This is a genomic window from Xanthomonas nasturtii (assembly GCF_001660815.1).
Taxonomy (GTDB): domain Bacteria; phylum Pseudomonadota; class Gammaproteobacteria; order Xanthomonadales; family Xanthomonadaceae; genus Xanthomonas; species Xanthomonas nasturtii.
Genome location: NZ_LYMI01000048.1, coordinates 1 through 12,849, shown reverse-complemented (window position 1 = coordinate 12,849; position 12,849 = coordinate 1). Strand labels below are relative to the sequence as shown.

The following is a 12,849-nucleotide window of genomic DNA, read 5'->3' as shown; positions in this document are numbered from 1 at the left end:
CTGCGCCAACGGTGCGAAAACCGCAGCTGTCCTCAGCCGCGAGGCGGCGTTGCCGACGCCGATTCCGAGGCTGGCGACGCAGGTGCTGCATCGGCAGGCGGCACGATCACCGGCGGATGCTCGGGGTCTACCCCGGCCTCGCGCAATTTGCGATGCGAGCGCACGCGCTCATCGATCACCGCAGTAATCAAGGCGCCAACGAAGAACACCACCGAGGCGTAGTACATCCACACCAGGAGGATGACCAGCGTTCCCATCGAGCCATACGCGCTCCCCGGCGCAGCGGTGGCGATGTACACGCCGATGGCATAGCGGCCCAGCGCAAACAACAGTGCAGTGATGACGCCGCCCAGGAATGCCTGGCGCCAATCGACGGTGCGATCGGGCAGGTAGCGATACAGGAACGCGAACGCCAGCGAATACAGGGCCAGCGTGGTCACGTAGCCGACCGCCGGCAGCACCGATGGCAGGCGCGCGAACACCACCTGCAATGCAGTGGTGGCGATCATCGACACGATCAGCAAAAAGCCCAGTGCCAGGATCACCCCGAACGAGAACACCCGCTTCTGCAACCACGCCATCAGGCCGTCCAGGCGTTGCTTGTCGGTGCGGAAGATCAGGTTCAAGGCGTTCTGCAACTGCGCAAACACCGCGGTGGCGCCGATGAACAACAACAGCGTGCTCCACAAGCCCGCCAGCGAGCCAACGCCGGGCTGGTCGGTGGCATTGCGAATGATGGTCTGGGCCACTTCGGCGGCGCTGCCGCCGGCCAGTTGCGCGACTTGCTGCACCAACGCTTCCTGCGCCGGGGGGTAGAGCGAGGCGGTCAACCACAACAGCAGCACCAACAGCGGGGCCAGCGACAGCAGTGCGTAGAACGACAACGACGCAGCCTGCGTCATCACGTCGATCTCGATAAAGCGGTTCAACAGTGCCATCGGCACGCTGCGCTGCAGACGGCTCAGGTGCTTGTGCAGATAGGTGGTCGAAAGCGTGGTCACCGGCGGAGAATCCTTGGCGCATACCGTTATGCGCGCAGGCGAAATCAGAGCAAAGTCGGTATGCGGAAAGACCTTGCCCGCGCCTGCGCTGGCGCACCTCTTCTACCAGGGCCGGATCGAAGGAGGGGTGAAAGCGCGCACGTATCAAAGGTGGAACCTGGGCGTACCAGCTGGCGTGGGTGGCCTGCCGGTTATCGGCAGCGACGTGCGCCGTATGTGCGCCCTCCATTTCAACTCGTGCGAGCTGGACGTGTGCGTGCTTCAGCGCGCAAGCTGTCCAAGTCCGAGCGCCGCGCAGTTTTTATAAGCACGCAGGATGTGCGGCACCGCGGCTGGGTGCGTTTGAACGTGGTGTTGCGTCCTGGGGAGTGCTTCGCGTGTCGCAGAGATGCGACAGCCGTGTCTTCAGAAGACCGGACCACACCAAAAAGGCTCGTTGGGACGCTCGTCTCTTCAACTGGAAGGCCCACTCGCCACGTAGCACAGCAGCGTGGCAGTGAGCAGCGCCGCTGCAGGCGCTGCGCACCGTCCGCAGTGCCCTGGCCTTGGCGCAGGGCACTGCGGTGACATCAGCCTGCCAGGTGCTGCTTGACCAGAGTCGAGACCAGGCCCATGTCGGCCTGACCGGCGAGCTTGGGCTTGAGCGCACCCATCAGCTTGCCGATGTCGGCAGGGCTGCTGGCACCGGTCTCGGTGATTGCGGCCTGGATGGCCGCCACGATTTCCGCTTCGCTCATCTTGGCTGGCAGATAGCGCTCGATCACCACGATCTCCTCGCGCTCGATCTGCGCCAGGTCGTCGCGGGCGGCGGCTTCGAACTGGGTGACCGAGTCCTTGCGCTGCTTGACCATCTTGTCGAGCACGGCGATCACGGCGGCATCGTCCATCTCGATGCGCTCGTCCACTTCCTTCTGCTTGATCGCGGCGTTGATCAGCCGGATCACGCCCAGGCTGTGCTTGTCGCCGGACTTCATGGCGGCTTTCATGTCATCGGTGAGCTGCTGCTTGAGAGGCATGCGTTGACTCCTGAGGGTGGGTGTCCAAGGGTGGCCGATGCGCCGGAACGGGCTGGTGCGTCGACCGAAATGTGGGGCAGGACGCGCGTGGCGACGAACGCTGTGGGCGGCATGCATGTCGCCTGCACTGCGCGATGTCGTTGATGCCTTATGACAGGCCAATACAAAAAGCCGGCGACGCTTGCGCGTGCCGGCTCTTGGGTTCGCTCCCGAGGGGTCGCGCCTTCAGCGCAGACCCATCGGCAAGGAACCGCGTTCGATCAATACAAGCGCTGGCGCTTGGTGACGTCGCGCGAGGAACGACGCAACTGACGCTTCACAGCAGCTGCAGCCTTACGCTTACGCTCCTGGGTCGGCTTTTCATAGAACTCGCGCTTGCGGGTTTCGGCCAGCACGCCGGCCTTTTCGCAGGTGCGCTTGAAACGACGGAGCGCAAATTCGAAGGGCTCGTTCTCGCGGACTTTAACGCTGGGCATGTGTTCTCCAGAAAATGGGATTTCCGTCCGGGAGCCCCGGGCGGGTGCGAGCGGACTCGCGTGACGGAATTTCCGGGTTGCCCCGGCGAGCCGCGCATTATAACGACTTGCCAACGACCTGCAAGCCCCCGGCAGAATTTTCCGGCACGACGCTTGTAAAGCGTGCGCGCAGGCCGGAAACGGCAGCGCGCGCGAGGCGGCGCAGCATCGCGTCACCGGCGCATCTGCGCAGCGCAAAAACTGCGAAAATACGCGCATGTCTGTACCTGCCGAGCTGCCGTGAAAGTCCTTGGGATCGAATCATCATGCGATGAGACCGGCGTGGCGGTCTACGACACCGCCTTGTCCGGCGTGCCGGCGCTACGCGCCCATGCGGTGTACAGCCAGATCGCACTGCATGCCGAATACGGCGGCGTAGTGCCGGAACTGGCCAGCCGCGACCATGTGCGCAAACTGCTGCCGCTGATCCGCCAGACCCTGGGCGAGGCCGGGCTGCGGATCGATGAACTGGATGGCGTGGCGTATACCGCCGGGCCGGGGCTGGTCGGCGCACTCCTTGTAGGTGCGGGCGTAGCGCGCTCGCTGGCGTGGGCGCTGGACGTCCCTGCGATCGGCGTGCATCACATGGAAGGCCACTTGCTGGCGCCGTTGATGGAAGACGACCCGCCGCAGCCGCCGTTCGTGGCCTTGCTGGTGTCGGGCGGGCATACCCAATTGGTCTCGGTGAAGGCGCTGGGCAGCTACGAAGTGCTGGGCGAAACCCTGGACGACGCGGCCGGCGAGGCCTTCGACAAGACCGCCAAGATGATGGGCCTGCCGTATCCGGGCGGCCCGCAGCTGGCGGCGCTGGCCGAAACCGGTACGCCGGGGCGCTATAAATTCGCGCGGCCGATGACCGACCGGCCCGGGCTGGATTTCAGTTTCAGCGGGCTCAAGACCCAGGTGCTGCTGGCCTGGCGGGCCAGCGACCAGTCCGACACCACCCGGGCGGACATCGCGCGCGGCTTCGAAGACGCGGTAGTGGAGACCCTGGCAATCAAATGCCTGCGCGCGCTGGATGCGGCCGATTGCAATACCTTGGTGGTGGCCGGTGGCGTGGGCGCGAACAAGCGCCTGCGCGCGCGGCTGCACGAGGCCGCGCAACGCCGCGGCGGCCGGGTCTGCTTCCCGCGCCCGGCCTTGTGCACCGATAACGGCGCCATGATCGCCTTCGCCGGTGCGCTGCGCCTGGAAGCCGGCGAGCGCGCCGACGCGGCGGTGCATGTGACGCCGCGGTGGGATATGGCCAGCTTGCCGCTGTTGGCGGCGGCGGAATCGGGAATGGGGAATCGGAAATAGGAAGAACGTTACCCCGATCCTGTCCGTACCGTGTGTTGTTGCTCTTGCTTCTTTCCATTCTCCATTCCCGACTCCCGATTCCCCATGGATAAAGTATTTATTGAAGGTCTCGACATCGATGCGCTGATCGGCATCTACGATTGGGAGCGGCGCATCCGGCAGACCTTGCGGTTCGATCTGGAGATGGGCTTCGATAACCGCATTCCGGCGGCCAGCGACGACATTGCCGATACGCTGAACTACAAGGCGGTAAGCAAGCGCTTGATCGAATTCGTGCAGGCCTCCGACTTCGGGTTGGTCGAAACCCTGGCCGAGCGCTGCGCGGCGATCGTGCTGGACGAATTCGGCGTGCACTGGCTGCGTTTGAAGCTGAGCAAGCCCGGTGCGGTGCGTGGCGCGCAGGCGGTGGGTGTGATCATCGAGCGCGAACGGGTGGCCTGACGGCGGGCGGGGGCCTGCCTCACCCGCCATGTCTGCCCATGGCCGAGCGCTGGAGAAGCATGGGGGGCCCCGGATCAGGGGCCCGGATGCCGGCGATCCATCGCGCTAAAGCGCAACGCAAGCGGGCGCTACAAATCCCCGATCCCAGCGCCCGGCCCTCAAAAACTTGCCTTCCCGCAGGCGCGTCAGGCTAGAATTGACGGCCATGTAAACGTTTTCTCAAGGATCTCATGGCTGCTGATCGCATCGAAACCCTGATTGCCCGGATGACCGTCGAAGAGAAGGTTGGACAGTTGGGTGTGTTCGCCGACATGGTGCGGCCGTTCGCGCCGGACGTGAATCCCGAAGCCAACGTGCTCAATGCCGACGAGGTGTTGCAGCAGGTGCGCGCCGGCCGGGTCGGCTCGCTGTTCAATGGCGTCGGCGCCGCGCTGGGTGTGCAGATCCAGAAAGTCGCCGTGGAAGAGAGCCGCCTGGGCATCCCGGTGATCCTGGCCGCCGACGTGATCCACGGCATGCGCACGGTGTTCCCGATCCCGCTGGGCGAGGCGGCCAGTTTCGAACCAGACCTGGCCGAGCGCACCGCACGCGCCACCGCGATCGAAGCCACTGCGGCCGGCCTGCACTGGACCTACGCACCGGCGGTGGACATCGCGCGCGACCAGCGCTGGGGCCGCGGTGCCGAAGGTGCCGGCGAAGACGTGGTGCTGGGCGCTGCCTTTGCTGCCGCACGCGTGCGCGGGTTCCAGGGCAGCGATCTGAAAGCCCACGATTCACTGCTGGCCACGCCCAAGCATTTCGCCGCCTATGGCGCGGTGGCCGCGGGCATGGAATACAGCACCGTGGACATTGCGCCGCAGACCCTGCGCGATGTGCACCTGCCGCCGTTCAAGGCAGCCTTCGATGCCGGCGCGTTGACCGTGATGTCGTCCTTCAACGACATCAATGGCGTGCCGGCCAGCGCCAACCACGAATTGCTGACCGAGATCCTGCGCGGTGAATGGCAGTTCCCCGGTGTGGTGATTTCCGATTACACCGCCGACATGGAATTGATCGCGCACGGCTATGCCGTCGATGAGCGCGACGCGACCAAGAAGGCGTTCCTGGCCGGCCTGGACCTGAGCATGCAGAGCGGTTTTTATGCCGCGCATCTGCCGTCGCTGGTGGAAAGCGGCGAGGTGCCGATGGCGACCCTGGACGCGAGCGTGCGACGCATCCTGCAGCTGAAAGAAGCGATCGGCTTGTTCGACAATCCGTACCGCTCGCTGGACCCGGTACGCGAAGCCGACACCGCGCATCTGCCGGCCCACGACGCGCTGTCGCGCGATGCGGCGCGGCGTTCGATCGTGTTGTTGAAAAACCAAGGCGCGGTATTGCCTTTGAAAAAGAGCGGCCAGCGCATCGCACTGATCGGGCCATTCGTGCAGGACCGCGAGAACATCGAGGGCTGCTGGACCTTGTTCGGCGACAAGCAACGCTACGTGACCCTGGAGCAGGGCGTGCGTGCGGTGGTGGGCACCGAATATCTGAGCGTGGTGCCGGGCTGCGGTCTGGAAGAGGCGCTGCCGGGCGGTATTTCCGCGGCCATCGATGCCGCGCAGGCGGCCGATGTGGTGGTGCTGGCGTTGGGCGAGCCGCAGCGCTTCAGTGGCGAGGCGCAATCGCGCACCGAGATCAGCTTGCCGCCGGCGCAACAGGCGCTGGCCGAAGCGATTGCTGCGACCGGCACACCGATGGTGGTGTTGCTGCGTAACGGTCGCGCGCTGGCGTTGAGTGGTGCAGTGCGCGACGCCGACGCGATTGCGGTGACCTGGTACCTGGGTACGCAGACCGGCACCGGCGTGGCCGATGTGTTGTTCGGCGACTACAACCCGTCGGCGCGTCTACCGATCAGTTTCCCGCAGGTCACCGGGCAGCAGCCGTACTTCTACAACCATTTGCGGACCGGCCGCCCGGAATTGCCCACGCTGTCCGAATACAAGGCGCGCTGGCGCGAAATGCCCAACGAGCCGTTGTATCCGTTCGGGCATGGCTTGAGCTACACCACGTTTGCGTATGCGCAGCCGCAGTTGAGCAGCGCGCAGGTGGGCTGGGATCAGACACTGACCGTCACCACGCGCGTCAGCAACACCGGCAAGGTGGCAGGCGAGGAAGTGGTGCAGTTGTATGTGCACGACCGCGTGGCCAGCCGCGTGCGGCCGGTGCGCGAACTCAAGGGTTTCCGCAAGGTGCTGCTGCAGCCGGGCGAGAGCCGGGACGTCGTGTTTACGTTGACGCGCGATGCGCTGGCATTCACCAATCACAAGGGCGTGTTCGGTGCGGAGCCGGGTCTGTTCGATGTGTGGGTATGTGCGTCGGCCAAAAGCGGCGAGGCAGTGACCTTCGAGCTGCTGGAGGCCTGAGTAGCGCTGCTTGACGTGGAGGTTCACGCACATCATCAGCATCGGCTTTACAAGCGCTGCTGCAATGCGGCCTAGCTGCGGGCAAGGCGCTCGCAGCTAGACTGCACGGACTCGACGATGCTTACGCGTCGTTTTCGACCGCCGCCTTGCTTTTGGGTGTCAGCTTGAGCAGGCGTCCGGTGCTGCCGCTGGCCTCGTCTTCCAGCAGCCATAGTGCGCCGTCCGGGCCTTGCTCCACTTCGCGGATACGTGCGCCCATGTCGTAGCGGGCCACTTCGCGCGGTTGGTCGCCCAGCGACACCTGCACCAGCGCCATCGACGACAGCCCGCCGATAAAGCCATTGCCGCGCCATGTTGGGAACTGCTTGCCGCTGTAGATCACAAAGCCTGCCGGCGAGATCACCGGCGTCCAGCTGATCTTGGGCGCGGCAAATTCCGGGCGCGTGTTGTGGTCCGGGATCGGTGTGCCGTCGTAGTTGTCGCCATTGGACACGATGGGGTAACCGTAATTGGCGCCGCGTTGACTCAGGTTCAACTCATCGCCACCGAGCGGGCCCATTTCGTGTTCCCACAAACGCCCCTTGCCGTCGAAGGCCAGGCCGAGAATATTGCGGTGCCCCAGCGACCACACCTGTGCGGCAACGCCGCCTTGCGCAGCAAACGGGTTGTCGGCTGGCACGCTGCCATCATCGTTGAGCCGGATCAGCTTGCCGAGATTGGCCTTCATGTCCTGGGCGGGGGTGAATTTCTGGCGTTCGCTGGAGCTGATCCACAACTTGCCATCCGGCCCGAACGCGAGCCGATGCCCGAAGTGACCGTTGCCGGTGACCTTGGGATCCTGGCGCCAGATCACCTTCAGGTCCGACAACGTGCCGCCGCCGGTTGCATCCAGCGTGAGCTTGGCGCGCGCCACCGCGGCGCCGCGCGTGTCGCCCTGACCCGGTTCGGCGTAGCTCACATAGACCAGGCCGTTCTTGGCGAAACGCGGGTGCGCCAGGACATCGCCGAAGCCACCCTGGCCGCCATACGCCACGGACGGGATGCCGGTGATGGCGCTCTTGCGTTTGGTCTTGGGGTCCAGGCGCATCAAGGTACCGCGCTTTTCGCTTACCAACAGGGTGCCGTCGGGCAGGAAGGTCATTGCCCAGGGTTCGTCGAAATCGGCAACCGTGGTGGCCTGAAACGGCCACTGCGCCTTGGGAATGGAGGCCGCGGGAGCGGCAACTGAGGCACCGGCGGTGAACAGGGTGGCCGAGCAGGCCAGTGCAAGCAGACGTCGGACAGACATGTGGTCCTCCAGGGGAAAGGGCGCGGTAACGCTGCAGCCCTCCCGCAACGTGTCCCGCGTCGGGTTTTCAAGTACCTTACACGACGCCGCCGAGGCCGCCCTTGTTGCAGATCACTGTCTGCAAGACGTCCGCGTCCCACATCGTTGTATGTCATGCATCGTTTCACCATGAAAAGGAGTTTCCATGGCCATGCAAAAAACCTCGCCTGCTTTTATCGCCGCATCCTGGGCCGCATTGTTGCTGGGCGGTGCGGCGTATCTGATCGGATTGTGGAATGCCCAGATGTTGCTCAATGAAAAGGGCTATTACTTCACGCTGTTGCTGTTCGGTTTGTTCGCATCGGTGTCGTTGCAGAAGAGCGTGCGTGATCGTGCCGATGGAATTCCTGTCACCGGGTTGTACTACGCCATCTGCTGGTTCTCGCTGATCGCTGCGTTGGTACTGCTGACCATCGGCCTGATCAACGCCACCCTATTGCTGAGCGAGAAAGGTTTTTATGCGATGGCCTATGCGCTGAGCTTGTTCGGCGCAGTTGCCGTGCAGAAAAATACCCGCGATGCGATGGATATCAACGACGCATCGCGCAGTGCGCGTAACGTACCGGTATCGCGAGCGCTCGGCTGACATATTGAAGATCGTGCGATGCAACAACGCCACCTCGACGGTGGCGTTATCGTGTTAGCGCTTGTGTGTATCGTCGCCAGTGACGAAGTCGGCGGCGTTTTCCCAGGCGCGCTTGACGGCATGCCGCGCCTTGCTCCAACTCAACGAAGAGGTTCCGCGCTTGGCTTCCCAATCGCGATGCAGCTCGGCCTCGACCTGATCATAGGCGCGCGCGTTGTCGCGGATGCGCGCCTCATGTCCTGCCAGATAGGCACCTTCGTAATCTTCGTAGCGATCGCCTTCGGTGTAATACGGCTCTTCGGTGAAGCGTTCACGCCAATAGGTGGATACGTTCTGACTACGGTCTTCGTCCGGTGCGCGGCCCGGAATCTGATACGGCACGTTCATGCGCGTCTCCGTGGTGAATGTGCGACCTACCGTAGTGTGGGCAGTGTTAATTTCGTTGGCAGAGCGGGTGAGGAGGGCATCAAGGTGATCATTTCAACACGATGCACTGTGGCGTCCTGAAGTGCGCTATCACGGCAGCGACTTGCGTCAAGCAGTGTCTCCAAGACGACGTGTCAGTCAGGTGGTCGCTGAGGCCGCCTCGTACGGTAACGGGGTCGCGCCTGCCGCCACCATGGCAGGTTCTGCGTCCTGCAACGCGGCCTGCTCCGCGTCGACAATCACCAGCACGCGCCCGGCCTGGATTTCATCTTCGAACTGACGCCGTACCGGATCGGGCACCGTTGCGCCGATCAGCGCCGAGGACCAACTGCCGACCAATGCGCCGGCCAGTGCCATGACGCCAGCACCAGCCAAGGTCAGCCCGATCGGCGGCACCGCAATGGCCACCAGACCTGCCACCAGGCCGGCGGCACCACCGGTCGCCGCACCACGCGCGGCAGCTGGGAGAAAGTCGGTTTTGGCGTCCTTGCGTTCGTCGGGCACATCCTGCAGTTCGATATCGGAGCGGGCGATCAACGACAGCGCATCGTTGTCGATGCCGGCGCCACGGGCGGCCAGCAGCACGCGTTGCGCGCTGTCGAGATCGGCGGTGCTGTAGACATGGCGCAGTTTCATCGCAAACTTCCACGCAGGTGAGAACCGCAGCGTTGGGCGTGCGCAGTTAGGCACGCGTGAGCGCTGCGCGAGCACATCGCGAAAGCGCGGTTGCCAACAGGCGGGCGCGTCGCTGTCATCCAAGTACGGCTAATGCCTGGAATCTTCGCCTGGCGCGAGTACTGCAGTGCTGCACGCCGCTCCAATTCTGATGGATTGCCGTTCGTTGCCGTTCTTAAGTGTTCTCACTCTGCTTGCGCGGAAACAGATAGAACACCCAGCCGACCAACAGCGCCACGCCTGCCGCGGCCAGGTTCTGCCAACTGGCGCTGGCCAGCAACCCCAGCGACAGCAGCAAGGCGGCGATGGGAATGGCCGGGCCGCCAGGCAGGCGCACGGTGTCGGTGCGTTGCCGGTACCTGCGCGCCAGTACGATCACCGCTGCTGCGGTGCCGATGTAGGCGAACAGGCGGGTGACCATCGAAAGCAGCGCCAACTGGGTAAACGATCCCGACAATGCCAATGCAAGCGACAGCACGCCCTGGGTAAGCACCGCTGCGGCAGGCGTGTGGAAGCGCGGATGCACGCGTGCCAGAAACGCAGGGCCATACCCATCGCGTGCAAGCGCAAACAAAAAGCGCGGGCCCAGCATCACCGTGTTGCTGGTGGTGCCGAGGATGGAAATGGTGGCGCCCACGGTCAGAATCAGTGCCAAGGCTTCGCCGCCGAATTGGCTTGCGGCATCGGCCAAGGGCGTGGGCGATGCGGCAAGATTGGGCAACGTTCCTTGTGCCACCACCTGTACCGCGGCGTAGATCAAGGTGACGGTGACGATCATGGTGATCAAGGCGAAGGGCACATCGCGCCGCGGGTTGCGGTACTCGCCAGCGGCTGCCGGAATGTTTTCGAAACCCGCGTAGGCGAACAGCAGCAACAAGGCCGCTTCGCCGAGATTGCCCAGGTCGCGTAGATCGGGCGTGGTGCCGGCAAACGCCCACGACCAATCCACATAGAACAAGCCGATTGCCACGAACAACAGCAATGGCACCAGCTTGCCGATCACCAGGGCGATACCTGTGCGCGCGGCCGATTTCACGCCGATGACGTTGATGGTGGTGAGCAGGCCCAACGAACCGACCACCACCAGCAAGCGCGCCCAGGTATCGGTGGAGGCCGTGGGCCAGAACCGCGCCACCGCGTCAGCCAGACCATTGCTCAAGGCGGCCGCCGAACTGATGCGGGTGAGCCAGATCATCCAGCCGATCTGAAAGCCGACGAACGGGCCGAACGCTTCGCGCGTGTAGAGATAGCTGCCGCCCGGCGTATCGAAGTAGCTCGCCGCCTGGGCATAACACAGCACCAGCAAGGCCACCGCCAGGCCGGCCAGCATCACTGCCCACAGACTCATCGGCCCCAGCAGGGCGGCGGTCGCGGCGGGCAGCAGATAGATGCCGCTGCCGATGACATCGTTGATCGACAGGCCGACAATCTGCCAGCGGCTGACGACGCGGACCAGGCCAGTGGCATCCGGTGCGGGCTGCGGTGTGCTCATTGCGCGTCCTCGGTCAGTGCGGGCAATTGCCACGCAGCGTGAAGACGTGCGTACTCGGCGCGCGGCAGCAGCACGAACAGGGGGTGATCGTCCGGCTTCAGCCAGGCAAGCAGGCGTTGCATGTCGGCCGCTGCCATTGCGGTGCAGCCGGCAGTGAACTGGCCTGGCGTGCGCCACAGGTGCGCGAAGATGCAGCTGCCGCGTCCGGGAATGGCCTTGGGATTGTGCGCAATCACCAAGCCCTCGCTGTAGCGCGCATCGCCGGCGTGGCGCAGGTCCAGGCGCATCGGTTCGGTGGAGCCGGCAACGGCTGCTTCGCCCACCTGCGTTGCATCGACAATGCGGTTGTACAGCGGCGAGCTGGGTACATCCATGCAGTAATGCGTGGCGCTCATCGGCTGGTACGGCATCGCGCTATCGATGCTGGGCGCATAGCCAAAGGCCGGGCCGATGGCGAACACGCCGGCAGGGCTGCGGCCATCGCCTTCGCGCTTTTGCGGCCCTTGCGTCTGTGCCGGATGCAGACCCTCGCCCCATGCACTGCCATGGCGGCCCAGCGCCACTGCGAAGCTCGCTGCGGCCGGTTGCCATTCGCCATCCACACGCTTGAATGCTTGCAGACGCGCCTGGGTGCTGTTCCAGTCCGGCGTGGTCACCACAATCAATGCGCGTGCTTGATTCAAGGCATCGATCGGACCGGCCGCGACGGCGAGGCTGCTATAGCCCGCCAGCGCCAACAGCACGAGGGATCGAAACACGGTGGCAAGGCGCATGCAGGCTCCGGTGAATGGGTCGAGCGGGACGAGTCCAGGGCGGATACACGGTGTGTGGAGACGGGCGCTAGGTGGCCCCGTGACGCACACCCTCATGTCGCTACTGTACTCAGCAATGCGGCTGCGTGGCGCATTGTGCGCGGCATGTTTGTGCGCCTGGTTGGTGATGCTTGTAGCAGTGGACGCAACTCTGTTGTGGTGTCACGCATATGTGCGGCTCGGTTGTATTGAAGCCTTTGACTTCAGTGAGCGGGTTGCAGAGCGGATGGTCTGCGGCTTGGCTGCGGGGCCCTTGCCCGGCCACCATCGCGGGACACGCTGCAAGTACGTCCATGTAAGCTCTGGCGCGGCATCCCTGCCGCTCAAGGTCCCGCGACGGTGGGCGGGCAAGGACCAGTCAAGTTGGTCGTTGCGCACAGCTTTCAATAAAACAGCCAGCAATCTGATGCGCTGATTCCGTTCTTCAATGAAGGCACCGCGCCCTCGATTCATTGGCACCGGCAAACGAAAACTACTGCGTAGCCGTCAGACAGGAGCGGTGGTTACTCAGAATCGGCCAACACCACTCGTGGACGGTTCCTGCGCGCAGTCCATTTCCACAGGACCATTTTTTGCTGATTTCTGCTAACAGCACTCAATCCGCCAACAGCTCCAGCCCACGAATGCGGCGGATGCCCAGCCCCGGCGAATCGTCGATATGGATCTGTGCCTCATCGAAATACGTGCCGCCCTCGGTAGGGTCGAACTGCCCGAGCGCGGGCGCATCTAGGGAAGCTCTGAACAAAGCAGCATGATCTGCGACAATCGATCAACGAACCGAGCGGACGATTTCGATGCAGCTGACCTTCGGCGATGCGGAGTACAACGGCAAGCGCAAGCAGACGCGGCGCGAGGTA

12 protein-coding genes and 1 pseudogene are annotated in these 12,849 nt (G+C 64.0%); 4 read left to right on the top strand and 9 right to left on the bottom strand.

Annotated elements, in window-relative coordinates:
• Nucleotides 1–32 precede the first annotated feature (32 nt).
• From A7D16_RS16630 to rpsU, 3 genes are all read right to left on the bottom strand, one after another.
• Nucleotides 33–1,001 (bottom strand): YihY/virulence factor BrkB family protein, encoded by a 969-nt coding sequence (locus tag A7D16_RS16630; RefSeq protein ID WP_064634387.1) that lies wholly within the window; start codon nt 999–1,001, stop codon nt 33–35.
• Nucleotides 1,002–1,570: 569 nt separating this feature from the next.
• Nucleotides 1,571–2,017: a GatB/YqeY domain-containing protein gene (locus A7D16_RS16625; protein ID WP_064634385.1), complete on the bottom strand. Its 447-nt coding sequence runs from the start codon at nt 2,015–2,017 to the stop codon at nt 1,571–1,573.
• Between the two features lie 260 nt (nt 2,018–2,277).
• Entirely contained in the window at nt 2,278–2,493 is a 216-nt protein-coding gene (gene rpsU / locus A7D16_RS16620; protein WP_002808376.1) for a 30S ribosomal protein S21, read from the bottom strand.
• 279 nt (nt 2,494–2,772) lie between these two features.
• Here rpsU and tsaD point away from each other — a divergent pair, with 279 nt between their 5' ends.
• From tsaD to A7D16_RS16605, 3 genes are all read left to right on the top strand, one after another.
• Nucleotides 2,773–3,831 (top strand): tRNA (adenosine(37)-N6)-threonylcarbamoyltransferase complex transferase subunit TsaD, encoded by a 1,059-nt coding sequence (tsaD, locus tag A7D16_RS16615; RefSeq protein ID WP_064634383.1) that lies wholly within the window; start codon nt 2,773–2,775, stop codon nt 3,829–3,831.
• 84 nt (nt 3,832–3,915) lie between these two features.
• Nucleotides 3,916–4,272: a dihydroneopterin aldolase gene (gene folB / locus A7D16_RS16610; protein WP_064634381.1), complete on the top strand. Its 357-nt coding sequence runs from the start codon at nt 3,916–3,918 to the stop codon at nt 4,270–4,272.
• 230 nt (nt 4,273–4,502) lie between these two features.
• The gene (locus A7D16_RS16605; protein WP_064634379.1) at nt 4,503–6,674 is read left to right on the top strand and encodes a glycoside hydrolase family 3 N-terminal domain-containing protein; all 2,172 of its coding nucleotides are present in this window, start codon (nt 4,503–4,505) and stop codon (nt 6,672–6,674) included.
• Between the two features lie 121 nt (nt 6,675–6,795).
• On the opposite strand, the gene A7D16_RS16600 is transcribed toward A7D16_RS16605, so the two are convergent.
• Nucleotides 6,796–7,962 (bottom strand): PQQ-dependent sugar dehydrogenase, encoded by a 1,167-nt coding sequence (locus tag A7D16_RS16600; protein ID WP_064634377.1) that lies wholly within the window; start codon nt 7,960–7,962, stop codon nt 6,796–6,798.
• Between the two features lie 184 nt (nt 7,963–8,146).
• On the opposite strand from A7D16_RS16600, the gene yiaA reads away from it, so the two are divergent.
• Nucleotides 8,147–8,587: an inner membrane protein YiaA gene (gene yiaA / locus A7D16_RS16595; RefSeq protein WP_064634376.1), complete on the top strand. Its 441-nt coding sequence runs from the start codon at nt 8,147–8,149 to the stop codon at nt 8,585–8,587.
• Between the two features lie 54 nt (nt 8,588–8,641).
• On the opposite strand, the gene A7D16_RS16590 is transcribed toward yiaA, so the two are convergent.
• The 5 genes and pseudogenes from A7D16_RS16590 to A7D16_RS21810 all read right to left on the bottom strand — a co-directional run.
• Nucleotides 8,642–8,974, bottom strand: a complete 333-nt coding sequence (locus A7D16_RS16590) for a hypothetical protein (RefSeq protein ID WP_003484585.1) — start codon at nt 8,972–8,974, stop codon at nt 8,642–8,644.
• A 177-nt stretch (nt 8,975–9,151) separates the two neighbouring features.
• Complete coding sequence (locus A7D16_RS16585; RefSeq protein WP_064634374.1) at nt 9,152–9,649, bottom strand: hypothetical protein; 498 nt, start codon at nt 9,647–9,649, stop codon at nt 9,152–9,154.
• Between the two features lie 214 nt (nt 9,650–9,863).
• A complete protein-coding gene (locus A7D16_RS16580; protein WP_064634372.1) occupies nt 9,864–11,180 on the bottom strand; it encodes an APC family permease in 1,317 nt (438 codons plus the stop codon).
• Nucleotides 11,177–11,953 (bottom strand): L,D-transpeptidase family protein, encoded by a 777-nt coding sequence (locus A7D16_RS16575; protein ID WP_064634370.1) that lies wholly within the window; start codon nt 11,951–11,953, stop codon nt 11,177–11,179. The genes A7D16_RS16580 and A7D16_RS16575 overlap by 4 nt, the downstream gene beginning before the upstream one ends.
• Before the next feature lie 634 nt (nt 11,954–12,587).
• Nucleotides 12,588–12,728: pseudogene (locus A7D16_RS21810) on the bottom strand (dipeptide epimerase); the annotation flags it as partial.
• Nucleotides 12,729–12,849: the final 121 nt, after the last annotated feature.

Excerpts from the sequence above, each read along its gene's own strand:
- A7D16_RS16625 (WP_064634385.1), bottom strand. The coding sequence starts at position 2,017 with ATGCCTCTCAAGCAGCAGCTCACCGATGACATGAAAGCCGCCATGAAG.
- rpsU (WP_002808376.1), bottom strand. The coding sequence starts at position 2,493 with ATGCCCAGCGTTAAAGTCCGCGAGAACGAGCCCTTCGAATTTGCGCTC.
- folB (WP_064634381.1), top strand. The coding sequence starts at position 3,916 with ATGGATAAAGTATTTATTGAAGGTCTCGACATCGATGCGCTGATCGGC.
- A7D16_RS16605 (WP_064634379.1), top strand. The coding sequence starts at position 4,503 with ATGGCTGCTGATCGCATCGAAACCCTGATTGCCCGGATGACCGTCGAA.
- A7D16_RS16600 (WP_064634377.1), bottom strand. The coding sequence starts at position 7,962 with ATGTCTGTCCGACGTCTGCTTGCACTGGCCTGCTCGGCCACCCTGTTC.
- yiaA (WP_064634376.1), top strand. The coding sequence starts at position 8,147 with ATGGCCATGCAAAAAACCTCGCCTGCTTTTATCGCCGCATCCTGGGCC.
- A7D16_RS16590 (WP_003484585.1), bottom strand. The coding sequence starts at position 8,974 with ATGAACGTGCCGTATCAGATTCCGGGCCGCGCACCGGACGAAGACCGT.
- A7D16_RS16585 (WP_064634374.1), bottom strand. The coding sequence starts at position 9,649 with ATGAAACTGCGCCATGTCTACAGCACCGCCGATCTCGACAGCGCGCAA.
- A7D16_RS16580 (WP_064634372.1), bottom strand. The coding sequence starts at position 11,180 with ATGAGCACACCGCAGCCCGCACCGGATGCCACTGGCCTGGTCCGCGTC.
- A7D16_RS16575 (WP_064634370.1), bottom strand. The coding sequence starts at position 11,953 with ATGCGCCTTGCCACCGTGTTTCGATCCCTCGTGCTGTTGGCGCTGGCG.